The 24,974-nt window shown below is 45.6% G+C and carries 24 protein-coding genes; 5 read left to right on the forward strand and 19 right to left on the reverse strand.

Annotation, left to right across the window (positions count from 1 at the left end; translation table 11 throughout):
* Positions 1 to 286: 286 nt before the first annotated feature.
* From V1L65_RS18050 to V1L65_RS18075, 6 genes are all read right to left on the reverse strand, one after another.
* Positions 287 to 1,285: a siderophore ABC transporter substrate-binding protein gene (locus V1L65_RS18050; RefSeq protein ID WP_331700621.1), complete on the reverse strand. Its 999-nt coding sequence runs from the start codon at positions 1,283 to 1,285 to the stop codon at positions 287 to 289.
* Between the two features lie 32 nt (positions 1,286 to 1,317).
* The gene (locus tag V1L65_RS18055; protein WP_331700622.1) at positions 1,318 to 2,076 is read right to left on the reverse strand and encodes an iron ABC transporter ATP-binding protein; all 759 of its coding nucleotides are present in this window, start codon (positions 2,074 to 2,076) and stop codon (positions 1,318 to 1,320) included.
* Positions 2,073 to 3,014 (reverse strand): iron chelate uptake ABC transporter family permease subunit, encoded by a 942-nt coding sequence (locus V1L65_RS18060; RefSeq protein WP_331700623.1) that lies wholly within the window; start codon positions 3,012 to 3,014, stop codon positions 2,073 to 2,075. Before V1L65_RS18060 ends, V1L65_RS18055 begins: the two co-directional genes overlap by 4 nt.
* On the reverse strand, positions 3,004 to 3,957 hold the full coding sequence (locus V1L65_RS18065) for an ABC transporter permease (RefSeq protein WP_331700722.1): 954 nt from the start codon (positions 3,955 to 3,957) through the stop codon (positions 3,004 to 3,006). The genes V1L65_RS18060 and V1L65_RS18065 overlap by 11 nt, the downstream gene beginning before the upstream one ends.
* 477 nt (positions 3,958 to 4,434) lie before the next feature.
* The gene (locus V1L65_RS18070; protein ID WP_331700624.1) at positions 4,435 to 6,033 is read right to left on the reverse strand and encodes an ABC transporter permease; all 1,599 of its coding nucleotides are present in this window, start codon (positions 6,031 to 6,033) and stop codon (positions 4,435 to 4,437) included.
* Positions 6,026 to 6,922, reverse strand: a complete 897-nt coding sequence (locus tag V1L65_RS18075) for an ABC transporter ATP-binding protein (RefSeq protein WP_331700625.1) — start codon at positions 6,920 to 6,922, stop codon at positions 6,026 to 6,028. Before V1L65_RS18075 ends, V1L65_RS18070 begins: the two co-directional genes overlap by 8 nt.
* A gap of 142 nt (positions 6,923 to 7,064) precedes the next feature.
* Between V1L65_RS18075 and V1L65_RS18080 the strand changes: the two genes are divergently transcribed.
* Positions 7,065 to 7,670: a TetR/AcrR family transcriptional regulator gene (locus tag V1L65_RS18080; protein WP_331700626.1), complete on the forward strand. Its 606-nt coding sequence runs from the start codon at positions 7,065 to 7,067 to the stop codon at positions 7,668 to 7,670.
* A gap of 74 nt (positions 7,671 to 7,744) precedes the next feature.
* On the opposite strand, the gene V1L65_RS18085 is transcribed toward V1L65_RS18080, so the two are convergent.
* Positions 7,745 to 9,274, reverse strand: a complete 1,530-nt coding sequence (locus V1L65_RS18085) for a UxaA family hydrolase (RefSeq protein WP_331700627.1) — start codon at positions 9,272 to 9,274, stop codon at positions 7,745 to 7,747.
* On the reverse strand, positions 9,267 to 10,772 hold the full coding sequence (locus tag V1L65_RS18090; RefSeq protein ID WP_331700628.1) for a tagaturonate reductase: 1,506 nt from the start codon (positions 10,770 to 10,772) through the stop codon (positions 9,267 to 9,269). Before V1L65_RS18090 ends, V1L65_RS18085 begins: the two co-directional genes overlap by 8 nt.
* A gap of 131 nt (positions 10,773 to 10,903) precedes the next feature.
* On the opposite strand from V1L65_RS18090, the gene V1L65_RS18095 reads away from it, so the two are divergent.
* Complete coding sequence (locus tag V1L65_RS18095; protein ID WP_331700629.1) at positions 10,904 to 11,773, forward strand: AraC family transcriptional regulator; 870 nt, start codon at positions 10,904 to 10,906, stop codon at positions 11,771 to 11,773.
* A gap of 71 nt (positions 11,774 to 11,844) precedes the next feature.
* Here the strand turns inward: V1L65_RS18095 and V1L65_RS18100 are convergent, their stop codons facing one another.
* Complete coding sequence (locus tag V1L65_RS18100; protein WP_331700630.1) at positions 11,845 to 13,893, reverse strand: alpha-glucuronidase family glycosyl hydrolase; 2,049 nt, start codon at positions 13,891 to 13,893, stop codon at positions 11,845 to 11,847.
* 157 nt (positions 13,894 to 14,050) lie between these two features.
* Here V1L65_RS18100 and V1L65_RS18105 point away from each other — a divergent pair, with 157 nt between their 5' ends.
* The 3 genes from V1L65_RS18105 (at position 14,051) to V1L65_RS18115 (ending at position 16,790) form a co-directional block, all read left to right on the forward strand.
* Complete coding sequence (locus V1L65_RS18105) at positions 14,051 to 14,728, forward strand: GntR family transcriptional regulator (protein ID WP_331700631.1); 678 nt, start codon at positions 14,051 to 14,053, stop codon at positions 14,726 to 14,728.
* 118 nt (positions 14,729 to 14,846) lie between these two features.
* The gene (gene uxuA / locus V1L65_RS18110; RefSeq protein WP_331700632.1) at positions 14,847 to 15,923 is read left to right on the forward strand and encodes a mannonate dehydratase; all 1,077 of its coding nucleotides are present in this window, start codon (positions 14,847 to 14,849) and stop codon (positions 15,921 to 15,923) included.
* A gap of 6 nt (positions 15,924 to 15,929) precedes the next feature.
* The gene (locus tag V1L65_RS18115; protein WP_331700633.1) at positions 15,930 to 16,790 is read left to right on the forward strand and encodes an SDR family oxidoreductase; all 861 of its coding nucleotides are present in this window, start codon (positions 15,930 to 15,932) and stop codon (positions 16,788 to 16,790) included.
* A gap of 533 nt (positions 16,791 to 17,323) precedes the next feature.
* On the opposite strand, the gene V1L65_RS18120 is transcribed toward V1L65_RS18115, so the two are convergent.
* The 10 genes from V1L65_RS18120 to V1L65_RS18165 form a co-directional block, all read right to left on the reverse strand.
* Positions 17,324 to 17,611, reverse strand: a complete 288-nt coding sequence (locus V1L65_RS18120) for a HesB/YadR/YfhF family protein (protein ID WP_331700634.1) — start codon at positions 17,609 to 17,611, stop codon at positions 17,324 to 17,326.
* A gap of 71 nt (positions 17,612 to 17,682) precedes the next feature.
* Complete coding sequence (locus tag V1L65_RS18125; RefSeq protein ID WP_331700635.1) at positions 17,683 to 18,501, reverse strand: ABC transporter permease; 819 nt, start codon at positions 18,499 to 18,501, stop codon at positions 17,683 to 17,685.
* Positions 18,498 to 19,460 (reverse strand): ABC transporter ATP-binding protein, encoded by a 963-nt coding sequence (locus tag V1L65_RS18130; protein WP_331700636.1) that lies wholly within the window; start codon positions 19,458 to 19,460, stop codon positions 18,498 to 18,500. Before V1L65_RS18130 ends, V1L65_RS18125 begins: the two co-directional genes overlap by 4 nt.
* A 3-nt stretch (positions 19,461 to 19,463) precedes the next feature.
* Positions 19,464 to 19,661 carry a PLD nuclease N-terminal domain-containing protein gene (locus tag V1L65_RS18135; protein ID WP_331700723.1) on the reverse strand — a complete coding sequence of 66 codons (198 nt, stop codon included), beginning with the start codon at positions 19,659 to 19,661 and terminating at the stop codon, positions 19,464 to 19,466.
* A 4-nt stretch (positions 19,662 to 19,665) separates the two neighbouring features.
* Positions 19,666 to 19,887 (reverse strand): sigmaY antisigma factor component, encoded by a 222-nt coding sequence (locus V1L65_RS18140; RefSeq protein WP_331700637.1) that lies wholly within the window; start codon positions 19,885 to 19,887, stop codon positions 19,666 to 19,668.
* Positions 19,872 to 20,333, reverse strand: coding sequence for a DUF5345 family protein (locus V1L65_RS18145; protein WP_331700638.1), 462 nt, complete (start codon positions 20,331 to 20,333; stop codon positions 19,872 to 19,874). Before V1L65_RS18145 ends, V1L65_RS18140 begins: the two co-directional genes overlap by 16 nt.
* Entirely contained in the window at positions 20,308 to 20,880 is a 573-nt protein-coding gene (gene sigY, locus V1L65_RS18150) for an RNA polymerase sigma factor SigY (RefSeq protein ID WP_331700639.1), read from the reverse strand. Before sigY ends, V1L65_RS18145 begins: the two co-directional genes overlap by 26 nt.
* A 1,338-nt stretch (positions 20,881 to 22,218) precedes the next feature.
* The gene (locus V1L65_RS18155) at positions 22,219 to 23,892 is read right to left on the reverse strand and encodes a PH domain-containing protein (protein WP_331700640.1); all 1,674 of its coding nucleotides are present in this window, start codon (positions 23,890 to 23,892) and stop codon (positions 22,219 to 22,221) included.
* A gap of 1 nt (position 23,893) precedes the next feature.
* The gene (locus tag V1L65_RS18160; protein WP_331700641.1) at positions 23,894 to 24,373 is read right to left on the reverse strand and encodes a PH domain-containing protein; all 480 of its coding nucleotides are present in this window, start codon (positions 24,371 to 24,373) and stop codon (positions 23,894 to 23,896) included.
* Between the two features lie 52 nt (positions 24,374 to 24,425).
* Positions 24,426 to 24,923, reverse strand: coding sequence for a hypothetical protein (locus V1L65_RS18165; RefSeq protein ID WP_331700642.1), 498 nt, complete (start codon positions 24,921 to 24,923; stop codon positions 24,426 to 24,428).
* Between the last annotated feature and the right edge of the window lie 51 nt (positions 24,924 to 24,974).

The following is a 24,974-nucleotide window of genomic DNA, read 5'->3' on the forward strand; positions in this document are numbered from 1 at the left end:
GAATTTTCATATACATTTGGCCATTTCGAGGCCGCACCGACCATTTATGTATGAAATTTCATATACAATCGCGATTTTCGGGTCATCTAGGCCGTTTCTATAAGAAATTTCAAGCACAACCGTTACCCCAATTACATTTATAGTGCCTACAATTAATCGATAGCCTTCTACTATAGGTTAAAAGTTCAGTAGGAGCATGGATTAACTCTTTCGCATCATTATTGGATTAGTTAAAAACGGCTTGCCTTCTATTATACAAGAAGACAAGCCGTCAAGCTTTCAATTATTATTTCAAAGCAGCTTCAACCTCATCAACCATCTCAGCAACGGAGATTAGTCCGCCGCCAGATAGATACCAATAATCCGGGTTAAGGTATGCAACTTGATTTTCTTTGAACGCCGTTGTATTTTTAACCAAATCATTGTTCAACGTTTCTTTCGCGTTGCCAGAGCCTTCTACTACAGCATTGCGGTCGATGACAAATAGATAGTCTGGATTTTTCTCTGCAATGTACTCAAACGTCACTGGCTGGCCATGTGTCGATACTTCGATCTTCGTGTCAACAGCTGTCAAGCCGAATACATCATGGATGAGACCAAAACGGGAGTTCGGTCCATAAGCGCTTAGATTGCCTTCGTTTGCCAAAATAACAAGACCGTTTTTACCGCTTGCTGCTGCTATTTCACGAATTTCAGCAATTTTTTTATCGATTTCCGTTAGTGCCGCTTCTGCTTCAGACTGCTTGCTGAAAATTTCACCTAATGTTTTCACATTTGATTTGAAGGACTCCATGAAATTTTCATTGTCTACGCCCATAAAGATCGTTGGTGCAATTTCTGAAAGTTCTTTGTAGTAGTCAGATTGACGGCCAGAAATAATAATCAGATCCGGCTTCATGCCATGAATGGTTTCCATGTCCGGCTCTTTTAATGCGCCGGCATTCACGTACTTGGAATCCTTATACTTCTCCAAATAACCCGGAACGCTAGATTGCGGTACAGAAGCAACCTCCACGCCTAGCTTATCTAGAGTATCCAATGTACCAAAGTCAAATACTACAACTTTCTGCGGGTTGACAGGAACTGTATCTTCGCCAAGCGAATGCTTGACAGTAATTTCAGTAGGCTGTGCCGGGCTAGATGGCTCAGAAGAAGGATTGCTGGATGGACTGTTGGACGGCGTGCTGCTTGCCCCGCCCGAATTGCCGTCATTTTTGCCCCCGCATGCTGCCAGCACCATCGTTAGTGCAAGCACTAATATCGCTAATGTTAAGCTTTTTTTCATTTCTTCCACTCCTATATATATATTTATAATTTTTATGTGAAATAAACACCAATTCGATTGCCATTTATATGTTGAATTGGAATGTCCATATCATAAATACTGGTAAGTACATCTCGCTCAATAATATCGCTCGTCGGGCCGTCCTTCACAATTTGGCCGTCTTTAAGCGCGACGATATGATCCGAATAGCAGGAAGCAAAGTTAATATCATGGATAACAAGAACTACTGTTTTGCCAAGCTCCTCAACCAACCTGCGCAGCACCTTCATAATTTGAACGGAATGCTTCATATCCAAATTGTTCAGCGGCTCATCGAGCAAAATATATTCGGTGTTCTGTGCAATTACCATCGCAATAAAAGCGCGTTGATTTTGTCCGCCGCTCAGTTGATCCAAAAACTTATGCTGAATATCGGTCAGATCCATATAAGCTATCGCTTCATCGACCTGCTCCCAATCTTCCTTCGTCAGCTTGCCCTGCGAATAAGGGAAGCGTCCGAAGCTTACAAGCTCACGAACGGTAAGCCGCAAATTAATATGGTTGGACTGCTTCAAAATGGAGATTTTACGCGCAAGCTCCGTGCTTTTCCATGCTGAAATTTCTTTGCCGTCAATCAGCACCTCGCCTTTGTCCTTCGACATCAATCGGCTCATCATGGAAAGCAGCGTACTTTTACCCGCTCCATTCGGTCCGATAAAGGAAGTAATTGTGCCCTTATTAATTTTCAAAGAGACCTTCTGTATGACTGGCTTGCCGCCATAAGCTTTGCACACATCTTTTACTTCAATCATGCTTTACTCTCCTTTAGCAGCAGGTATAGGAAATATACGCCGCCTATAAAGTTAATAATGACACTTACTGTCGTCTCAAAAACAAATACGCGCTCCACGATAAACTGGCCGCCCACCAAAGCAATAATGCTGATTAGAATTGAGCCCGGAATAAGTATCGTATGGCGATAGGTGCCCATAAATTGATAAGCCAAGTTAACGACCAAAAGGCCTAGAAAAGTAATCGGACCTACTAATGCTGTTGAAATGGCTATCAAAATCGTTACTACAATAAGCATATTTTTCACGACATAATCGTAAGGAACGCCTAAATTAACGGAATGCTCTTTGCCAAGCGACATAATATCAAAAAACTTGGTAAACCTTGCAGAATACAAAGCTACAGCACCCACAACAATAAAGGACAACACCAGCAGATCTGTCTTCACATTATTGAAGCTGGCGAACATTTTGCCCTGTATAATGAGAAACTCATTCGGATCAATCAGCACCTGCATAAACGTAGTCAAGCTGCCGAACAGCGTTCCTATCACAAGACCGATTAAAAGCAGTAAGTACAAATGCTTCCCCTCTCGCTTAAATAATAGCCAGTAGAGAAAAGCTACAAACAAAATCATGCCTGCAACCGATAAAGAAAAGTTCATATACTTATTCGTAATCGGCATGCTCATCGAGCCAAAAGCAAATATGATAAAGGTTTGGGTTAGCATAAACAGCGAATCCAGGCCGATAATATTCGGAGTCAAGATTCTGTTATTCGTCAACGTTTGAAACACCAGCGTAGCGTATGCTATCGCTCCACCTGTCAGCGCAATGGCCAGCACTTTTTTCACTCTGCGCTGCAGGGCATAGTCCCAATTGCTCGGCAGATCGATAAACATAAAGGCTGCAATAGCTAGAACGGCCACTACGACAAGCATCGTTAGCTTAAGCTTCATTGGATCTCCTCCTCAATAGCAAATAGAGGAAGATCACACTTCCGAATACACCGACAGTCAATCCGATTGGAATTTCGTAAGGATATATAATCAGTCTGCCAAACACATCGCATACGAGCACGAAGGTTGCCCCGAGCACAGCAGTATGCGACAACGTTTTCTTCAGATTATCTCCCATGTACAGCGTGACAATGTTAGGAATAACTAAGCCTAGAAACGGAATCGTACCAATTGTAACGATGACAACTACGGATATCAGCGCTACAATAACAAGACCTATATTGACAACCAGCTTGTGGTTCAAGCCGAGATTGACTGCAAATTCTTCGCCCATGCCGGCAATCGTAAACTTATTCGCATATAAGAAAGCTACAACCAATAGCGGAATACTTAAGTACATTAGCTCATATCGCCCGCTTAGCACCAAGGAAAAGCTTCCCTGCAGCCAAGAAGAAATATTTTGAATCAAATCATTTTTATAAGCAAAAAAGGTCGTTGCAGCACTAATCACATTGCCGAACATCAGCCCGACCAGCGGAATAAATATGGCATCCTTAAACTTGATGCGGTCGAGGATTTTCATAAATACAAATGTGCCAACTAGCGCAAAAACAAAAGCGATAAGCATTTTTTCCATCGTCGATGCTGCGCCAAAAATCATCAACGCGACTAATATTCCAAGGCGAGCTGCATCATCTGTTCCTGCCGTAGTCGGCGAAACGAATTTATTGCGGCTCAGCTGCTGCATAATAAGTCCCGCGACGCTCATGCTTACCCCTGCAATGATAATACTTATCAGTCTAGGCAAGCGGCTGATCAGCATAATTTGCCACTGATCATCTGTCATATGCCATAACCCAAGCGGCGTTACGTTCTTCACCCCGATGAATAATGAAATAAACGACAGGATGACAAGAAATATAATCATATATCGAAGCTTCATCATAAACCTCACAATACCTTGTCGGTTACAAAGATAATCATTCTCATACAGAGGCAAAAAAAAATAGCCGCCATATTTATTTGATGTTTTCCATTATCCGTATCCATACCCGGATCCAATGATAATGATTATCACATATAAATAATAATGCACAATTATGTATGCTGTCAATGTAAATCGGCTTTTTGCTTATACTTCCTTTATATTTATTCATTATATGTGACAAGAACGTGAACAGACCTGTGATCGTACTAAGAATGTGGCAGAAGTTTTTTAAGCTTGGCCGAATATTCGTTCGTTAATGAAGGAACCGTTACAGTTTTAAAACTGCCGGTCAAGGCGGGCAACCGGTCGAAAAATGCAAAAAGAAAGGATAACTGTGAGCATGATTGGGTCTGAAAAAAGACTCACAGTAGCATCCGCCCAAACTTGATCACAGTATCCTTTTACCGTTGCTCGTTGACCTGACTATAACAGTTACATGTAAACATCCCGTCTTCTATACCGGACAGTACCCAAAGCAATCAATCCAGCTGTTAGAAGCAATGTTAGCAGTAGCGACGGAACATTCACCTCCTCGACAGGTATGCGCGGTGCATAGTGAAAGACGGAAAGCTTTCTGAACCACTCCGGCAAATTCAGGAGATTGCCCAAATAATCTATAAAGAAGGTAACAATTAAATAGCCCCATACCAGAATCTTCCATTGTGGAGCGGCGCCAATGATCAAAGCAGTCAGGCCAACAATAAAGAGAATCGCAGGTAAATAGGCAAATATCCCTTTTACATAGATGCCAAAAGCAATTGGCTCCGCCATAACGGCTGTTGATGCGGCATATAAGCCTGCAGCGGTCATGATGGAATAGAGAACAGCGCTCGCTGCGCTAATGCTCAAGGCCTGCACTAACAGCTTATAACGGGAAACAGGCCGAGCAAACAGCAGATCGAGCCTGCCTTTGGCTTCCTCTTTTAACAAACGAAACGGCACTTGAATCACAGGCACTGTAATAAGAATTGCCATAACGACCAGAATGACCGCCAGAAACTGCTCCGTCATGCTGTATCCTGCTGCTCCTTCAAGCATTTTCCTCATCATTTCATTTTGCTGAAAGAACGACTCCAAATCGCCAAAAATAGATCCATATGAAGCTCCAAGTATAAAAAAACCAATAGTCCAGCTGATGATCATCGTTCTTTGCCATCTGAATTGAAGCCCTATGCCTGTTTTGAGCAAAGCTGAAGCGCGTGCCGTTCCTTTTCGCCCTTTTAGGACGCCCGCTCCCAAATCTCGCTTATGATTTAGCCAAAATGCAGCTGCGCCTATAACACCCGCAATTGCTGCCGCAATAATGACCGGCTTCCATGTCGGCGAAACATACACATTCGTTTGATAGCTCCAAGCTAACGGAGACAGACTCGACCAGTCGGTATTTTCAATATCCGTCATGGCCCGAAATAAATAACTAATTCCCAAAATAGCGAAGCTAATGCCTACCGTGCTTCGATGAGAAGCGGCCGCCTGCGCGATTAAAGCAGTTATTGCTGCAAAGCAAAGCCCCACCGAGCCGAGCGAAGCACCAAACAAAAAATTATCGGCTATTGGCATGCCTTCAATATTTAATATAGATAGTCCTGCCCCTAGCAAAATTGCAAGTGAAAAATTGATTGCAAACAGTTCCAAGCAGGCTGAACCAAGCTGAGCTAGCCGTCCTGCCGAGCGCGATCGAATCAGCTCAAGTCTTCCCTCCTCTTCATCCTCCCGCGTATGTCTCGCCATCAATAAAATATTCATAATTGCTGCAAATATAGCCATAAACAGTATCATTTCATGGCCAAACATAGCACCGCTAGTATAGTTATCGATTCCTTCCGAGGGACCAATCATCGCGATCATTGCAGGATTTTTCAGAGCTTCCGCTATTGCCTGCCTCTCAACAGAAGTAGGAAACATCTGGGCTAGCGAGATTGCCACAGTCATTGACAAAACCGTAAAGCCTGCAAGCCAAAGCATTATGCCAATCCGATCACTCCGCATATGCAAATAAAAGAGCCGCACTGTCCCAGTAAACTTATGCATCTCCTGCACCTTCTTTTTGGTAGTGGCCCATAAATAACTCCTCAAGCGTCGGAGGCGTGCTTTCCAAATACGTAATCGTATACTTGCTCAAGTGCTGAAGAATTGGGTTTAAAGCTGATGCTTCAGCCTGGAACGAAATCCGGCATCCTTCCTGCTTCAGCTCGTAAATGCCCGGCAGCTGATCCATTTCCGCCGCTTCTTCATTCGTTTCCACCTTATAAAAATGGCGCGTTAAATGCCGCAGCTCCTGCAACGTACCTGTTTCAATTATTTCTCCCTCGCGAATAATCGCAACACGATCACAAAGCTTCTCCACTTCCGAAAGAATATGGCTGGAGAGCAGCACTGTTTTCCCAGCAGCCTTCAGCTCCAGGACTGACTCCTGAAATATCCTTTCCATTAATGGATCAAGCCCGGAGGTTGGCTCATCAAATATATATAAATCAGCATCTGAGGCTAAAGCCGCTACTAGCGCAACCTTCTGACGATTTCCCTTGGAATAGGTTTGGCATTTTTTGCGGGGATCGAGCTCAAACCGTTTAATATAGAAATCCCGCTGTTTATCATTTTTCTGGCTGCTCAAATTCATCAATAAATCAATCACTTCCCCGCCGGTTAAATTCGGCCATAAATAAACATCGCCTGGAACATAGGCTATTTTCTTATGAATTTCCACAGCCTCCGCCCAAGCGTCTTTATTAAAAATTTTCATTTGTCCGTTAGACGGCTTAAGCAATCCAAGCATAATCCGGATCATCGTAGATTTACCCGCGCCATTAGGCCCGATAAATCCTAATATCTCGCCTTCTTCTACCGTCATATTAATGTTTTTTAGAGCATGAACGGTTCCGAATCTTTTACTGATTTGTCTCGCTTCAACAAAACTCACGGCCTTCACCTCTCAGTTTTGAACTTTTAACTCAATTACAGTTCAAAATATACGCTGTTTATTAACAATTTGCAATAGTTTTGAACTTTTTTTATTAGTAAAATTCAAAAGTCATATGGTATGATAGGCTTGAGGTGACAGGATGAACGGTTTTGAAAAAAGAAAGCAGCAAAAAATGAATCAAATTTTGCAAGCAGCTACTCATTTATTCAGTACGAACGGCGTACAGCAAACTTCTGTGTCAAATATCGCCAAGGCTGCTCATGTTTCGCAGGTAACCATTTTTAATTATTTCGAGTCCAAGCAAAAGCTTATTGAGCAAGCCATTCAGCATTTTATGGATATAGAGCATAGTAAATTTCATGACATCGTCCACAGTAAAGAGCTGTCTTTTGCTGAAAAAACAGAAAAGCTCATTATTAATAAATCAACGTTAGCCATAACGATTTACCCAGATTTTTATGAAATCATCATGCAGGAATACGCCAAGCCCGACAGCTGGATCAGTCAATCCTTTTGGGAAAGGGGTATGGAGCTTTTTCACTTATTTTTCGAACAGGGCAAAAATGAAGGAATGATCGACCCAAGCCTATCCCACGAAACGATTTTCTTTTATATCGATATGATGACCTCCTATTTGCAAAAGGAAGAGGTTTATAAAACAATACTGCCTCATACAAAAGAGATTATGAATTTGTTTTTTTACGGGATTGCCGGCAAGCAGAATAAACAAGAAGAAAAGCTTTAGTAGGCTTAATTAAAAAAAAAAGATCGCCCCCTGCCTGATTATCCAGACGCTTGGCGATCTTCTTCCTTTTTATATTATAAAATTACACCATCTTTGAATATAGCGATTTCTTTAAAGCCATTGCGTTCATTATGCGTTTGAACCTCGCCGGAGGCAAGGGCAATCAGCTGCTCCCACAGCTCATCAGTAAGCTCCTCCATCGTTTTTTCAGTCAGCAATCGTCCAGCGTTAAAATCAATCCAGTTCTTTTTACGCTCGGCCAAGCTGTTGTTCGTCGAAATTTTAACGGTTGGCACTGGTCCGCCGAACGGCGTGCCGCGACCTGTCGTAAAAAATACAACATGGGCACCGCTGGCTGAAAGCGCCGTAACCGAAACTAGATCATTGCCCGGCGCCTCAAGTAGGCTTAATCCGCGCTTCGTCACTCGCTCTCCGTAAGGAACGACATCGGATACGACCGCATGACCTCCTTTTTGCGTACAGCCTAATGACTTCTCCTCCAGCGTTGTAATACCGCCTGCAACGTTGCCCGGTGACGGATTTTCATAAATTTCCTGATCATGCTTAATGAAGTATTGCTTGAAATCATTAATCAAATGAACGATACTTTCAAAGATTTGCTCATTCTCCGCGCGATTCATCAGTATCGTCTCCGCTCCGAACATTTCCGGAACCTCAGTCAAAATGGCAGTGCCTCCTGCTGCAATCAGCCGGTCGGACACAGCCCCTACCAGTGGGTTAGCTGTAATTCCGGATAAGCCGTCAGAGCCGCCGCATTTTAAGCCCAGCTTAAGTCTGGATACCGGGACTGGCTCACGTTTGAACTGCTCAGCATACTCAACCAGCTGCTCCAGCAGCTCCATTGCCTCTTCTATTTCATCCGCAGCATCCTGCGATTTTAAAAACTTAATGCGCTGCTCGTCAAACTCGCCGATCGCTTTCCTAAACAGCTCAATTTGATTATTCTCACAGCCAAGCCCAATAACAAGCACGCCGGCAGCGTTAGGATGATGGGCAAGCGAAGCGAGCAGCTTCTGGGTATGCTTCAAATCATCTCCGAGCTGCGAGCAGCCGAATGGATGGGCAAAATGATATATGCCGTCTACACGATCACCGAATTCCATTGAGCCTCTGCGTGCAATAATTTCACACGTCTTATTAATGCAGCCTACCGTATTAATAATCCATATTTCATTGCGAATGCCAACCTCACCATTAGGCCGGACATAACCTTGGAAGGTCCGCTCTGCTGCCGCAAGCTCAGCTTGAAGGCTGCTCTGCGCTGCTTGCCCGGCTGACGCCGTTTTAACTGCTTCAACCGGCTCATAGGAGTAATCAAGAAAGCCTTTAAGGCCAGTGCCCATATTATGAGTATGAATCCAGCAGCCTGGCTGCAAGCTCTCCTTCGCCTTACCTATGGAATAGCCAAACTTTAGAATATCATCACCCTGTTGGACAGGTCTTGTTAAAATTTTATGGCCGGAAGGAATATCTTCCGTCACGGTTAACTGTCCTTCTTCGAGCTCAATCTTATCGCCCTTTGTGAATGGCTGAAGTGCAATAACAACATGATCCTTTTCATTTAACCTTACCCAGCTATTCATTTGCTGCACGCTCCATTTCTACAATCGCTTGCTTCAGCTCCGCCGTCAAAGCGGGACGAAGCTCTGCCACATTACAACCCCAAATATCCGAAGCAGCAAGCAGCAGAGCGATCGTTTCGCCAAGCGGCTGTTTGCTTCCGGCAGCTTCCCGCCATATTCCAGCTACCTTTGCAAGCATTGTCTCGTCGTCGCGAACTAGATAGGATTCTCCTTTAAGTGTCTTGCCAGCATATCCTTCGGCTGTTTGCTCCACCTTATAATATCTGAGCAGCCCGGCAAATCCCTTCAGCAAGCCTTGCGGTACTTTCTCCCCACGCTCAATATAGTAAAGAAGAGAAGGCAGCAATCTCGTAGTAAACTTGCTCAAGCTGTTCATAGCAATATCGGAAAGACGATGGCGAATAAACGGATTAAGAAATCTTTCATATACCTCGGTTGCGTATTTGCAAAGCTCCTCTTGCCCCATCGGCAGCGCCGGAATAATTTCACGCTCTACAGTTTCTTTTACAAATGCCCCAAGCTGTTCATGCTCTATCGTTTGGCGCACCTGTTCCATCCCATGCAATATCCCAATCGGTGTCATCAATGTGTGCGCTCCGTTAAGAATACGCACCTTGCGGGTTTGATAAGGCTTTAAATCCTCTACCCAGTGTACGTTCAGCCCAGCCTTTTGCAGCGGCAGCAGGCGCTCCAGATCGGCATCCGCTTCTATCGCCCACAAATGATAAGGCTCTGCAGTAGTAAGCTGACCGTCCTTATATCCCCATTCCTCGAACCATTTGAATGCCTGCTCATCATCCGGATAGCCCGTTACAATACGGTCAACAAGTGAGTTCAAAAACTGGTTATGTTCTAAGATCCATTTTTTAAAAGCATCTGGATAGCCCCAATCCTCGCTGTATTGCAGCACACACTCGCGAAGACGGTCGCCGTTGCGCTCCAGCAGCTCGCATGGCAAGCATACTAGCCCTTTGGAAGGATCGCCATTAAAAAAAGTATATCTTTCAAAAAGCAGCTTCGTTAATTTTCCCGGATAGGAATGTATCGGTTCGTTCTCCTTAAGCGCCTCCGGCTTGTAGACAAGTCCCGCTTCCGTTGTATTGGATACGACAACCTCCAGCGACTCGCTCTTCGCCAGCTCCAAAAATTTATTCCACTGCGAATAAGGATCGAACACCTCGCCGAACACAGAAATAATTTCCCTGCGCTCCACGTTGATTCCATTTTCCAAGCCGCGAATTACTAATGAATATACACCTTCCTGCGCAGCAAGAGCATCGATTTTGGGCTTGCCGCTTATTCTCGGCTGCGTAACTGCAATAGCGCCCTCATACAAGCCCTGCTGTCTGCAGGAATGAATCATCCAGTCAAAAAAACCTCGCAAAAAATTGCCTTCGCCAATCTGCAGCACTTTAATCGGGAGCTGTGCGGTCTGCTGATGCAGCTGCTTCTGCTGCTCGGTCCACTTTTCTATACGCCTATGAATAGTAGTATTCATCTGTTTACCCCCTCGGTTTAATACCTTCATTATATCGAAACAATAATGAGCCTATAAATACACTAATAAATCATATTTGTACTCTTTTTTGATGTTTGCTACACTATTTATGAAGAAATGGAGGGATAGCGATGAATCCATACCGCAGGCGCTTCGACAATCAATCCGTATTTCCATTTGAATTTGTTTATAAGGATACAAAAAGCGCGCAAAATGAGCTGCCTAATCATTTGCACGACTGGTATGAAATTGCTTTTATATATAGCGGCAGTGGAACTTTCTTTATTGACCAGGCTTACTACGATGCTGAGCCAGGCGATTTGTTTCTGATTCCGGCCAATACGATTCACCGTTCTTTTCCGCAGCAAAACAATCCCAAAACAGCAACTGCGATGTTCTTCAACGCATCATTTGCGTACAGTGCTCCGTTAGGTGATTCCTATACGTATTTGCGCTGCTTCGAGCTTGCCAAGCGGGAGCGAGCCTATCGTCATAAGCTTCAGGCGGAAGCCCAGACTAGTTTGATCGCAGCGCTAGATCGCATTCAAGCAGAGCTGACGCTGCAGCAGGTCGGTTACCGGCAGGCAGTCCAACTGGAGGTGCATCGCATGCTGCTGGAATTCAGCCGGCTCGACAGCCTTGCCGGCCATCATGCTGCAGGCAGAAGCTCGGAAGAGATGCCGGATTGGCTGGAAAGCTCGTTCAGCTATATTAACGAGCATCTGGAGCAGGCGGAATACTTGCGGCTTATCGAGCTTGCCAAGCGCGCCAACGTATCCGTTGCCCATTATTCAAGATCATTCAAGCGATTTACCGGTATGAATGTAACGGAGTTTGTCACTACGAAGCGAATCATTCGAGCGAAGGAGCTGCTGCGCGAAAAAAACAGCAATGTGGCCGACATAGCGCTGGCTTGCGGCTTCGAGAGCATTCCACATTTTCATCGGACATTCAAGAAGCTGACCGGCACAACGCCGGCTGGCTATAAATATAACGAATGAAGGACACACGCAAATGACCTCATCCGCCGTTGCCGGGTTTGAGGTCATTCTTATTTCTCAGCTATATAAAATTAGTAAATCGTGCGGCCTTGCTCATCGGCAATGCCTGACTTGCGGAAGAAGTACGTGTTGACGACGTCTCTCCAATGCTTGGCGCTCTCCAGCTGGATTTCCGCTCTGCCCAGCACATGCTCGTAACGATCCTTATCGATCACACCCTCGAGCTTTTTCCAATTGTTTATTTGCTCTTCAACCTGCTCTACCCCTAAGAAGTGTGTATCGTAAATATGCTGGATTACTGTTTTACCAGAATGCAGCTTATGCGTATACGGCACATGATGGAAAAATAGCAGCAAATCATCTGGACAAGCAGATACATCCTCATAGATCTCGGCATGCTGCTGTGCATACTGCGCCGCATAGCCTGTCCCTGTAGCTTCCGTACGATCTACGCCAATCCCGTCACGATCGGCAAAATGATACGTGCCCCACTTAGAATATTCATAGCCATCTATATCAGGGCCATAGTGGTAATGCGGAGTAACCATCCAGCCCACACCAAGCGGAGAGGTATAGTTCTCATAGGTTCTCCATGATCCCATCAGCCAGCCCACAATAATGTCAACTGCCTGCTCGTCTGGGCCGAACGTTTGATAGGTCCACTCCTTGGCAATTCTCTCGGCCGACAGCTCCGGATTCCAGAGCAGACGGCCATAGCCGTATAAATTAGCTTGCGCCAAATGATGTCCTGTCCAGTTATCGTCATTACCGATGCTTGTAACTGCTGCTATGCCCGAATGTGTGTAGGCGTACACTTGACCAGCTGCGATTTTTTTAATCGTAGTTCCTTCACCCTGCAAATACGTGTCATATTCAAGGGCTTCCTTCCATTGGGGTATCAGATAGCATACATGCCGCTGCTGCCCTGTGTATTCCTGCGTAATTTGAAATTCCATCATTTGATTCGTCTTTTCCATTGCTCCGAATAATGGAGATACCGGCTCTCTAACTTGAAAGTCCATTGGACCGTTTTTTATTTGCAAAATAACATTGCTTCTAAACTCGCCGTCCAGCGGCTTGAAATGATCATATGCCGCCCGCGCGCGATCCGTCGAGCGATCCCGCCAATCCTGATGGCAGTTATAAACGAAGCAGCGCCATAAAACGATGCCGCCATAAGGCGCCAGTGCATCTGCCAGCATATTAGCACCATCCGCATGATCCCTGCCGTATGTAAACGGACCAGGACGGTTTTCGGAATCAGCTTTTACAAGGAACCCGCCGAAATCTGGAATGTAGCTGTATACCTCCGCTGCTCTATCCTTCCACCATTGCTGCACCTGCTCATCAAGAGGATCGGCTGTCTCAAGCTCGCCCAGCTCGTAAGGTCCCGCGAAGTTAATACTTAAAAACAGCTTGATGCCATAGCCGCGGAAAACAGCGGCGATCTTGGCCACATCAGGCAAATAGTGCGCGGTGATCAGCTTTGTCTCCTGCAAAAATACGTTGACATTATTAATAACAATGCTGTTAATGCCGATGGATGCCATCATGCGGGCATAGTCTTTAATGCGCGGAGAGTTTGCCAAAATTTGATATTGGTCATAAAAAATAGATCGTCCTGAATAACCTCGCTCGATCGAGCCGTCCATATTGTCCCAATGATTGATCATACGCAATTGGAAGTATGGCTTTTCAGCTATTGCAATTGGCTGATTAATCTCTCCGGCCTGCAATAATCGAAGAAAGTGAAATACGCCATACAGCAGACCGCGGTCCGACAAGCCAGCGATAACAATGGTATTATTCTCTACCGATTCACGAATAAAAAAGGCTTCCTCCCCCATTGCAGCCAGCTCGGCAGTCACAAACAATTGCTCATATTGAGCCAATTGCCCAACGACGCCTACAACTATTGCAGCATGGTTGCCAGCCTTCTCCATAACAGCTGGCGCTTTGCCAGTAAGTCCGGCAATCCCTTGTGCCAGCTCTTCCTTGGCCGTTTGTGCAACAGCGGTTTGCTCCCCTACAACGACAATTTGCTTCAAATAAGGAGCCATCGCCTCCGTTTGCTTTCCTTGATCATAGCTCAACCATGCTTGATAGCCTTTACTATTCATGTAACTTTTCCTCCTATTTCATTCATGCGCTAGCATTGTCCTTCTTTCGTAAGCTTAAAAGCTGCATGATGTATATACGAAACGATTCCCCTTCCATACTACCACACTTGTATGGTAGTATGGAAGGGTGAACAATTGAACCGTCAGAGGTGAATATATGTATTTGGGTGAACGTCAACAATCGCTCTCGACTAGAGAAATGGTTTATAGAAAGCTGCGCGAGCAGATTATTACAATGGAGCTGGCTCCCGGCACTCCGCTATCCGAAAATGAAACTTCGACCTTATTCGAAGTTAGCCGAACACCTGTCAGAGAAAGCTTTATGCGCCTTGCGCAGGAGGGGCTTGTTCAAGTATTGCCGCAGCGCGGCACCTTCGTCTCCTTGATCGATACCGACTTGGTCGAGGAAGCTCGTTTTATGAGGGAGCAGCTGGAAGGCGCTGTTATTCAGCTGGCATGCCAGCAATTTGATCAGCAGGCGCTGCTTCAATTAGAAATGAATTTAAAGCAGCAGCAGCATATTATCGAACAATCCGATCATAAAGGAATGTTCGAGCTGGATCAGCAATTTCACGGCATCCTGTTCGAGGGCTGCAACAAGCTCAATACTTGGAATGCCATGCAGCAGCTGACTGTGCATCTGAATCGCAGCAGAAGATTAATGCTGGCGAGCGACCGCAATTGGCAGCATCTGTACGAGCAGCATCGCCAAATGTACAATGCTATCGTTGCGAAAGACGCCGAGCTCGGCAAGAAAATTATGGATCAGCATATTAACTTAAGCGTTCATGACCAAAAGCTGTTGAAGGAGAAATATCCTACTTACTTTAAATAACGTGATCTTTTCATAACGTACCGCAAAAATACAAAATAATTCATGTGCAAGTTTTGATAAAGTGGATTAATTACAATGCTGCTCCATTTAAAGGAGAGGGAGAGGGAGAGGGTTAAGCATGAAAATGACATTTCGTTGGTTCGGTGAAGGCAATGATCCTGTTCCGCTAGAATATATCAGGCATATTCCTGGCACAGATGGCATCGTATGGGCGCTGCATGATATTCCTGTGGGCGAAGTGTGGCCTATTGAAAAAATTCAGGCCGTTAAAGCTCAGGCAGATGCAGCCGGACTTCACACTGACGTTGTTGAAAGCGTTAATGTGCATGAGGATATTAAGCTAGGACTGCCTGCGCGGGACCAGTATATTGCGAACTATAAAGAAACGATTAAAAACCTTGCCACAATAGGAGTCAAAGTCATTTGCTACAACTTTATGCCAGTATTCGATTGGCTGCGTACAGATTTGTTCAAGGAGTTGGAGGACGGCTCAACAGCATTATTCTATGAAAGCAGTCGAATAGACAATATCGACCCTTTTGTGCTGGTGGAACAAATTAATGCCGATCGTTCTATGACAATGCCGGGCTGGGAGCCTGAACGCCTGCAGCATCTTGCGAAGCTTTTTGAAGCTTATCGCGAGGTTACTCCAGAAAAACTATGGGATAATTTAAAATACTTCCTTGATGAAATCGTCCCGGTTGCAGCCGAGCACGGAATGGCGATGGCCATTCATCCAGATGACCCGCCTTGGCCGATCTTCGGCTTGCCGCGCATTATCAATACACAGGAATCGCTGCGCCGCCTTGTCAGCCTGCATGATCATCCCGCCAACGGCATTACGCTATGCTCCGGGTCACTAGGCGCTAATCCTGCCAATGATATCGTGGCTATGATTCATGAATTCAAGGATCGCATTCATTTCGCTCATATACGCAATGTTCGGGTGTACGACAACGGCGACTTCATCGAAACGTCGCATCGCACACAGGATGGGACAGTCGACATTGCAGGCATCATGAAAGCTTACTATGATATTGGCTTTACCGGCTATGCGCGCCCTGACCATGGACGCCATATTTGGGGCGAAAAGTGCAGGCCTGGATACGGCTTGTACGACCGCGGACTAGGCATTATGCATCTTTGGGGATTATGGGACGCTTATCACTATGCGGATACGAAGAAAGGAGAGTAATGAACGATGACTGCTAAACAACAACCTGTACATGAATCCCTGCAAGGAAAAGTGGCTGTCGTTACCGGCGGCTCTGGCGTGCTGTGCCGTGTCATGGCATTGGAGCTTGCCAGACAAGGGGCGAAGCTTGCCATTCTGGGCCGTACGCCTTCCAAAACAGAAGCCGTTGCTGAAGAAATTCGCGCAGCAGGAGGCACCGCCATTGCCGTGCCTTGCGATGTTACCAGCGCAGATAGCGTGAAAGCGGCTGCCAAGCTGGTACAAGAGCAGCTTGGCGCATGTGATATTCTTATTAACGGCGCAGGCGGCAATCATCCAAGCGCTAATACAACAAATGAAATTTATAGGCCGGAAGATACAGGCAAAAACAATATAACGACCTTTTTCAATTTAAGCATTGATGGCTTCCGCCAGGTGCTCGATTTGAACTTTATCGGCACTTTGATTCCTTCGCAAATTTTTGCGGAGCAAATGCTGGATCGCCAGAGCCCGGTCATTATTAATATTTCATCCATGAGCGCTCCTTCTCCTATGACCAAGGTGCCGGCTTACAGCGCAGCCAAGGCCGCGATCAACAACTTTACGCAATGGCTGGCCGTTCACATGGCCGAATCAGGCATTCGCGTCAACGCCATCGCTCCCGGCTTCTTCCTGACAGAACAAAATCATAAGCTGCTAGTTAACGAAGACGGCTCGCTTACCGAACGTTCAGGCAAAATCATCTCTCATACACCGATGAGACGCTTCGGCAAGCCTGAAGATTTACTTGGCGCCTTGCTATGGCTCGTCGATGATACCGCTTCAGGCTTCGTTACCGGAACGACCATCCCTGTCGATGGCGGCTTCATGGCCTACTCAGGCGTGTAAATCAAGCAATTTAAAAGGGATTCTGCTGCGGTCAAGTTTGAGCGGAGGGCTGCTGTTGTCCGCAATGAGCGAAATGGTCACATATTCCGTTATTTACCTTAAAACTGCCATTTTTTTATTTTCGCGGACACCCATTCCGCTATACAGTTTTAAACAGGGCTTTTTCTGCGATTTATTGTCCAATAACGGAACGTCTGTCACTTTGCTGCCTCAAAACTGCGATTTTAGACGCAATAGCGGAACGTCTGACCAGCTAGGAAGATTGCTGATTCATTGGGGATGAAGCAACATCGAAAGGGTGGCGCTGCGATCAAGTTTGGGTGGAGGGCTGCTGCTGTACGCCAAATTTTGGGTATATATCAAACTTAAAATGACCTTCATAGGAAGACTCTCCCACTTCTCCATCCTCACAAGCGTACAACAAAGCCCCATTCCGGTCGGAACGGGGCTTTTAAGCTTTTAAAACTTCACAGCATCGAGCGGCGCCAATCCCAATAACAACACGCTCCCTGATGCTTATTATCTACACTGCGTTAAACGACCTTCATAATGATTTCCTCATACTGCTCATTAAAGCTGATATGCAGGTCCTTATCCTCTACATACCATACATTGTCTTCCTCCAGGAAGAACTGTATGCCTTCCACATTCGCCACCAGTCCTGGACTGCGTGGCTCTTCCTTTGCAATCCCGAGCGATAAGCCGGGATGTACGCTGCCGCACCCTCCTAGTCGGACAAAGATGCGTAAGCTGTCACCTTCGCTTAGATCCATTTCCTGCTTATACCATCTTGCAGCTTGCTGTTCTACGATCAGCTTCATCACTTATCACTTCCTCAAAGGGTACTTTAGTCTATTTTAGCCTATTTATGCCCTTTGGTCACCAATTATGATTAATGATCGACAGCCGTACTTGATTTTAAATAATAGGAAGCCGCAAATAATGCTGCAGCAATAACCGCTACAGTAGAAGCCAGCGACCAAAAAACCATCATCGGCGCCGCTATGCTGTCCATTACCGTCTGATAAGCATACCCGCTTAAAGCGCCTGGGCTCCACTTCATATATTTAGGCAGCAGCGAGGCTGACAGTGAAAGAACAAGAATGACACCAATAGCAGAAAAAGCTGCGCCTGCGCCGCTTCTAAGCAGCGTACTGAACAATATGGTTAAAGTGACAATAAGCGTAAGCCAAGTCCCATAAACAAGATAACTATTTAAAAATAACACGAGCTTTACTTCACCAAATAAAACGATTGTATAATAATAGGCTGCTCCATACCCTAACAACAGCGCAACCCATGCCAAAATCGTATTGGCTGCCCATTTGGATGAAATAAAGAACCAGGCGGGGATTGGCTTAACCAATATTAAAGAAGCAATGCCGCTATTGCGCTCAGCGGAAACAGCACCCATTCCGACCAGCGCAATGACAAGCACGCCAATCGTGCCGTATTGCTGTAAAGTAGAAGCCAGCACCTCAACCGCACTTGGCATAGGAATATCGATTACTGTGCCAGTCGGCAAATTGCCCGCCTTCTCTAATATAAGAGGCATATAATAGGTTGATAATGGCTGCATAATGCCAAGCACCATAAATACCAGCGGTACCCACACAAGCTTAAAGCTGCGAACCTGCTCCAGCAATTCCTTTTGCAGCATAGCCGTCCAGCGAGCAAGCCCTTTTGTTCTGTTCAATTGCACCGTGCTCATCGCTCGCTCACCACCCTCATAAATAATTGCTCAAGCGATGAATGGCCGACTTCAAGCTTGCTGATTTTCAGCTGATTGCGGGTTAAGTGCTCCATAAGCCATTGCCTTCCCTCGTCAAGCTGCTGTGCAGTAAACAAAATTAACCGCTCCTGCTTTTCAATATTATCAAACAAAGGTTTTCCTGAAACAGAGCTTACAGCAGCTTCGGCAGCGCGAAGCCATGATTCAAGCTTCTGCTTGCCTTCAGAGCCTTCTCCCTCCAGACGCACCTCTATAATCGGCTGGCGGTGCTGCTGCTGGACTTGCTGCAGCGAGCCCGAAAGTGCCACCTCGCCCTCACGAATTATTATAATATCATCGCAAAGCTCCTCCGCATCATGAAGTACATGCGTGGAGAACAATATCGTCATTTCACTTTTTAGCTCCTGCAGCAAAGACAGCACCTCGCGCCTGCCGATTGGGTCAAGCGCTGAGACAGGCTCATCCATAACGAGCAGCCTCGGCTCATGCACAAGCGCCTGAGCAAGACCAAGCCGCTGCCGCATGCCTCCTGAGTATCCGCCGATTTTTCGTTTTGCCGCCTGCTCCAGCCCCACTCTTTTCAGCAGCAGCCCAGCCTTCTTCTTCGCCTCTGCCGTCGAAAGCCCGCATAGCCTGCCAGCGTACACAACATACTCCATTCCGTTCATCCAATTGTAGAAGCTCGGCATTTGCGGCAAATATCCGATCAGCTGGCGGTAATCCTCAGGTCTAGTAGCGGTAACCTGTTTGCCTTCACGATATGCAATTGAGCCTCCGCTAGGCTCCAGCAGCCCCGTCAGCATTCGCAAAGTAGTCGTTTTTCCGGCCCCGTTTGGACCTAGCAGCGCTGTACAGCGTCCTTTTTCAATCGAAAAGTTGATTCCTTTGACTGCTTGAAAGCTTCCAAACGCCTTCGTCAAACCTGTAACCTCAAGCATCGTTTAACCTCCATTTTTCCTGCCGAAAATAAAAAATATAATTGATCCGATTAAATTGCCACATATAATAATCAGCACCCATACCCATTTCGGGCCATTCGTCGCTTCACTGCGGACGCATACCACCAATGCGCTAATCATTAGAATAAGCTGAAGAACAATAAGCGGAAGTATAAGCGGCAGCCAAGCTGAAATATTCAGATCATTAATACTTTCCATTGCCATTTCTCCTCCTGAACCATTCTTTACGTACAACAATCCAATAAACGATTAAAGGAATAGGCGACTGAATAAGCCCCCACAATCCCCAAAACCAATAATTGCTGCCATGCTTGCGAGCATCAATAAACAGCCAGGTCGATTGCGTAATCAGCACTGCGGCTACACATAACCAAAACCATATTGAATTAGCTAGTTCTTGTTCCATCTCGCCTGTTTCCTCTCTGTAAAAACACGGCCTGAGCGTACTGCCATAATTACCGCACCCGTTATGCCGGCTGCAGCTGCTGCTATTTGTATGCCAATAAACCAGACGGTATGTTCACCCAGCATCCACAGCATCATGCTAAGCAGCGGCAGAGCCGCCAGCCAAAATTTAAAAAGATCACGCTTTTGCCTTTTCGCTATTTCGCTTTTGCTGCTCGCTACAAATTGCTCAAATGCTTGAAGCTCTGGCACTTTAATCGTGTGAGCTTCCTCAAACCGTTTGAATTGCTCCACCAGCTGCTCTGTAATTTCCTGCTCCGATGAATCGGCATCCGCTGTCCTATTTTTATGAAAATGCAGCATTTCTTCTTCCTTTGGACTGATGTCCTTGGATTGGCTATCCAACGTTTTTTGCTGCTTTTCAGTTCGATTTACTCGATTGTTCATCCATAGTCAGCTCCTTCCTTAACTGAGAAATGCCATAGTGTATTCGCGATTTGACTGTGCCTTCAGGAATATCCAATATTGCTGCTATTTCCTGCTGCGTGTACTGATAATAGTATTTGAGCAGCACCGGCATTCTGACATGCTCAGGCAGCAAGCAAGCAGCCTCTAAAACATCAGGCCAATCCTGCATAGCACGCAAGGTGTCATAACGAATCGCATGATACATTTTCTCTTCCTTCAACCACTGTTGCTCCCTGGCCTCCTTGCGGGCCCGATCTATCATCAGCCGGGAGGCAATCGTAATCAGCCAAGTGGAGAACTTTGCGCTGCCGTTGAAAGAAGCAAGTTTTTCAATTGCTTTTACAACCGTATCCTGCGCAATATCCTCTGCCCTGTTTTTATCCATCGTAATTTTCAGTGCATAATGATAAAGAAAGCTATAGTTTTGCCGCAATAGCTCGGCGAGAGAGGCGCTATTGCCTTTCTTCGCTTGTTTGACAAGCGACTCTTCATTTTCCGCTTGTTTGACAAACATTTCCTCTTGCATGGGGCAGGCCTGCTCCCTTCTTAAGTAGCTCTTATCAGTAAGACGAATAAGTTCGCCGTTTCGTTCAAACGTATTAATAAAATTATAAAATAATCTGAATTTCAAATAATTTAACTTTCGCCGCTTATATTTGGCAGGTTAGTCTTGATGTAACTGGTAAGATTAGCAATCTGTTACTGTTAATGCGATCGCCGATTCGAACTTACTGCATCGCAGACCAAGCAATGATGAACCTCTAAGGGTTGCCACAAACGCTATTCGTGCAAAAATGACAGCTTGAATTTTTTAACGGTTGCTATTGCGCTTAATTTCCCAAAAAGCACTGATTTTGCTCAAGAAATGGTACAATAGCGCTCGTAGCAACCGTTAAATGCTCAAATGAGCTAAAATAATCGAAATAGCATTATTGGCAACCGTTAGGGCAACTTTGGCAGTTATTGATGCCGATTTTCGCTCTGGTCGAGTAGACGTGAGCCTCACGGCTCACGCCCCTCTTAGATCCTTACGTGCCCAATTAAGGCATACGGCTCCCATATCATCATTTGCAAGGTTGCAATGATCAGCTATAGATATTCACATAAATTTTGGGTTCGGGTAAAGGATTACGTTTTAGAAAGAGATTAAATTTGTCATGTGACTCGATCGACACCTGTTGCTTTGTGACCATCTAATTCCCTATGGCATTTCGTCAGCAGTTCCTCATTCAAGAGGTGATATAGCAATGTGAATTTCTCTTTTGGCTTTTCTTCTGCAATCTCTGCTATTCTTGATAGTTTTGTTTGCACTTTTGTACCTACCCCTGTGTGTAGAAAATGTGCCCATAACAAGATCGATGATATGTCACCGCCTTCCCTTCGCCGACATTACTCGGTTTCATCGGTAGTACGCAGTGATCCGACTCCCTGTCCATCATTTGACATTCTCCCTTGTGATCGGTTGTTTGTCATACTCCCTTGTGGGAGAACGGACAGGCTCTCCCAAGTTGCTGTGAAGTCATTGTATAGCATGCCTGGCTCTTCAACCCCGGGAGAGCTCATTCATCCTTACCTTTAACGCCTGAATGAGTGTTGTCTTCCGTACTTTCGAAAACGTCGACCTCTCCGCTTTACTCTTTTCGAGGCTCAATCACTTTCAGGCCTACTACCTAACTGTCTACGCTTAACGTCTGAAATTACTTCCAACCGTCCAAGACTCGCTATTGGTGACTTGTTTTTAGCCTTTCCAAGCAGGATTTCCACCCGCTAAACTTCACAACCTGGGCTTGGTCGCACCGAAAATTGAGTTATAACTTAACAAAACTCCCCTAATCGTAGCTATGTACAATCAGGGGAGTTTCTATTAATGCTGCGCCGGATTGGATCTGCTGTACCAGCGCCAAATCGGCTGAACATGCTGCTCGTCCATACATTTTACATGGTAGGCAAATGAGCTGCCCATTGCATTGGCAGATAAAGAAATAAGCTTTTTGCGTCTTTGTCCGGCTGTTCCAATCGTTTTCATCGCCATAATTTGCGGTCTGCGTATACTGCAGGTCACCCTGTTAATTACCCTCCAGCGAAACGTAAGCTGGCCCTCCTCAAGCAATAAGCCTGCCGATTTATGGCATGCCAGCCTCCAAATATATACAATAGGCAGCAGCAGCAAGGACCAGGCTCCATACCATTTAAACACCGTAATCAATCCAATATTGACGGCCAAAGTCAATATAAGCGGAACGCGAATATAATTAATTAAAGCTCGGCGAGGCGCTTTTAACAGGCTTTCCCCTGCTGGCATAGACAGCTGCGGAACAAACTGCTTCAGCATAAGCGCTACCTTGGAACGGTGAATATAAGGATGCAGCGTCAACTGCTCTTGCTTATCCGTACTCACAATTTGCAGCTGCAGCTCACAAAAGCCGAATGGCTGCCTCAGCAGGCTTTCCTTCATAATGACAGCCTGAACCTTTTTCGGATTGATAAGAAACGTTTTTTTCTCCAAAAGGCCGTAAGATATATACAGCTGACCAGCTTGTTTATTTATCGTAAAGCCGCTGTATTTCAGTACATAAAGTGCGATGGACAAAAGCCATACTGCTACTAGCAGCAATAAAATGATCGTTGTAATTACGATCATCCCGTATCGAAATACGCCGGCGCCGGAAGATTCCAATACTTCATCGACGGACTCCGCAGGCAACATCAGCTCAATTACATTGTTGGCAAAGGAATAAATACCTGCAATGAAAGCAAGCGCCAGCCCAAAATTCAAAGATGAAGCCGCTGCTTGCATAAGCTGCACAGGGGTAAGCTTCACACTGGCATCATCACTGTGTGCAGACGAGACAATGTTGGAAGAAAAATCTGTCCCGGAAACTGACTGTTTCTCCTTTGTTTCTTCTGCATAGGTATCCATTTCTACAACAGGCACATTCACGTCCTGATGCTCGACATAACGTCGTTCTGGCGCTTCGTTCATTAGCAGCTCGTCATCGCTTCGCTCATTAACATGACCTGCTTCGAGCTCCTGCTTTTTCTGCATCGACTGTTTTCGGGAGCGCAGCATAGCGGAAATATCATTTGCCGCCCGCAGCGATAATGCCGGCAAGGAGCCGTCGCCCTTCTTGCCTCCGCCCGGTGTTTCAATCGCAACCTGCGCTAGTCCAAGAAGGCGATGAATCAGCTTTTGCTGCACATTGACAGAGTGAATGCGCGAATAATAGATCGTCTTCTCATCTCGAAAGAAAATTCCTTTTCGAATGATAATGCGGTCTTCCTGCAGCCAGTAGCCGAACCGCTTCCATTCCATATAGCTCATCGCGAGAGCAAAGACAACCAGCACTGCGCCAATCGCAATCGTCAAAGGTGACAGCTTCAGCCACTTCGTATCTCGAATGATCAGTAAAATAATAAGCGGCAAAAAAGATTGAATGATTTGAAAAATGATATAAATGATATAAAGCGGATGCAGCATATGTCTTTGCTCCGAACCGCCGCCGCTTTCAGCCTTATTATTGCGTTCCTCGTTCTGCATACTATTCCTCCTGCTCCTCAACCCGCGCAAGTATGCCGATTCTTCGCTTCAGAGCTTCCGCCTCCTGCAGCTTGAGGCCGCTTATTTTATGCGTAGTCGCTGCTGTTACAACCTCTACACTGGCCAAGCTGTACTTGCGCATTAAAGGGCCGCTTTCAAGCTCAACATGCTGTACTTTTACCATCGGAACAAGCACATTGCTAATAAAAATTATGCCTGATTTAATTTCGAGCTCTTCTTCGAAAAGCTCATATCGGAATACTTTTTTCTTAATGGCAGGAGCAATCCACCCAAATACTGCTACCGACAATACGAATACGGCTACAGCGATCCATACCGGAACCATCGTCCAGTCCTTCAGCTGAGCAGCTATCGCATATGCGATAATAGCTAATAATAATATCCCATTGCTAATAAACTGAGAAATACGATACACCTTGAAATAATCAGGGTGCAGTTGTTTAGTAAGCTCACGAAGCATTCTAATTCTCCTCCAATAAAATCCTCCCTTCTATTACAGCAATATTTGTTTATCAAGTCAAATGATTTAGCAGGGTAAGCTCTGCTGTTCCTTTAATTTGCCATATGATCGGCTCCATTAATTGAAATGCACGCGGATATTCAATTTCTACAATCATTACGACTCCCGGACGATAAAGCTGCACACTGTAGTCATATGCTGCATTGTGATAGGAATAAGGAAAGCTGTAATGATCATTAATCACTTCGAATACCAGCACTTTAGCCTGGTGGCGCAGAAAGGAATGCTGCAGCGGCATTCCGCTGCGATCAAGCCTTAAATTTGTTTGCAAATACAGCCAGGCAGCTTCCTCCGCCTGCCCTTCGTCAATACGCAATATGCCTTTGCCGAGCGCCTCCATATTAAGCTGCTGCGCAGCGGCATGCGCGGATCGATTGATAGCCTGCTTCGCCAAAAATAAAGTTTTCATCGACATTTCCTGCTCAATCTGCAGCATATGCACGGTCAGCCAAACGGTCAGCATCGTCAAAATAAGTACAAGCTTATACAAGTCTATCACCACCAATCCGCGCTTATTATTTTCTTTGAGAAGTGCCTTATA

The organism is Paenibacillus sp. IITD108 (assembly GCF_036541265.1).
Lineage (GTDB): Bacteria > Bacillota > Bacilli > Paenibacillales > Paenibacillaceae > Pristimantibacillus.

Excerpts from the sequence above, each read along its gene's own strand:
- V1L65_RS18050 (WP_331700621.1), bottom strand. The coding sequence starts at position 1,285 with ATGAAAAAAAGCTTAACATTAGCGATATTAGTGCTTGCACTAACGATG.
- V1L65_RS18055 (WP_331700622.1), bottom strand. The coding sequence starts at position 2,076 with ATGATTGAAGTAAAAGATGTGTGCAAAGCTTATGGCGGCAAGCCAGTC.
- V1L65_RS18060 (WP_331700623.1), bottom strand. The coding sequence starts at position 3,014 with ATGAAGCTTAAGCTAACGATGCTTGTCGTAGTGGCCGTTCTAGCTATT.
- V1L65_RS18065 (WP_331700722.1), bottom strand. The coding sequence starts at position 3,957 with ATGAAGCTTCGATATATGATTATATTTCTTGTCATCCTGTCGTTTATT.
- V1L65_RS18070 (WP_331700624.1), bottom strand. The coding sequence starts at position 6,033 with ATGCATAAGTTTACTGGGACAGTGCGGCTCTTTTATTTGCATATGCGG.
- V1L65_RS18080 (WP_331700626.1), top strand. The coding sequence starts at position 7,065 with ATGAACGGTTTTGAAAAAAGAAAGCAGCAAAAAATGAATCAAATTTTG.
- V1L65_RS18085 (WP_331700627.1), bottom strand. The coding sequence starts at position 9,274 with ATGAATAGCTGGGTAAGGTTAAATGAAAAGGATCATGTTGTTATTGCA.
- V1L65_RS18090 (WP_331700628.1), bottom strand. The coding sequence starts at position 10,772 with ATGAATACTACTATTCATAGGCGTATAGAAAAGTGGACCGAGCAGCAG.
- V1L65_RS18095 (WP_331700629.1), top strand. The coding sequence starts at position 10,904 with ATGAATCCATACCGCAGGCGCTTCGACAATCAATCCGTATTTCCATTT.
- V1L65_RS18100 (WP_331700630.1), bottom strand. The coding sequence starts at position 13,893 with ATGAATAGTAAAGGCTATCAAGCATGGTTGAGCTATGATCAAGGAAAG.
- V1L65_RS18105 (WP_331700631.1), top strand. The coding sequence starts at position 14,051 with ATGTATTTGGGTGAACGTCAACAATCGCTCTCGACTAGAGAAATGGTT.
- uxuA (WP_331700632.1), top strand. The coding sequence starts at position 14,847 with ATGAAAATGACATTTCGTTGGTTCGGTGAAGGCAATGATCCTGTTCCG.
- V1L65_RS18115 (WP_331700633.1), top strand. The coding sequence starts at position 15,930 with ATGACTGCTAAACAACAACCTGTACATGAATCCCTGCAAGGAAAAGTG.
- V1L65_RS18120 (WP_331700634.1), bottom strand. The coding sequence starts at position 17,611 with ATGAAGCTGATCGTAGAACAGCAAGCTGCAAGATGGTATAAGCAGGAA.
- V1L65_RS18125 (WP_331700635.1), bottom strand. The coding sequence starts at position 18,501 with ATGAGCACGGTGCAATTGAACAGAACAAAAGGGCTTGCTCGCTGGACG.
- V1L65_RS18130 (WP_331700636.1), bottom strand. The coding sequence starts at position 19,460 with ATGCTTGAGGTTACAGGTTTGACGAAGGCGTTTGGAAGCTTTCAAGCA.
- V1L65_RS18140 (WP_331700637.1), bottom strand. The coding sequence starts at position 19,887 with ATGGAACAAGAACTAGCTAATTCAATATGGTTTTGGTTATGTGTAGCC.
- V1L65_RS18145 (WP_331700638.1), bottom strand. The coding sequence starts at position 20,333 with ATGAACAATCGAGTAAATCGAACTGAAAAGCAGCAAAAAACGTTGGAT.
- sigY (WP_331700639.1), bottom strand. The coding sequence starts at position 20,880 with ATGCAAGAGGAAATGTTTGTCAAACAAGCGGAAAATGAAGAGTCGCTT.
- V1L65_RS18155 (WP_331700640.1), bottom strand. The coding sequence starts at position 23,892 with ATGCAGAACGAGGAACGCAATAATAAGGCTGAAAGCGGCGGCGGTTCG.
- V1L65_RS18160 (WP_331700641.1), bottom strand. The coding sequence starts at position 24,373 with ATGCTTCGTGAGCTTACTAAACAACTGCACCCTGATTATTTCAAGGTG.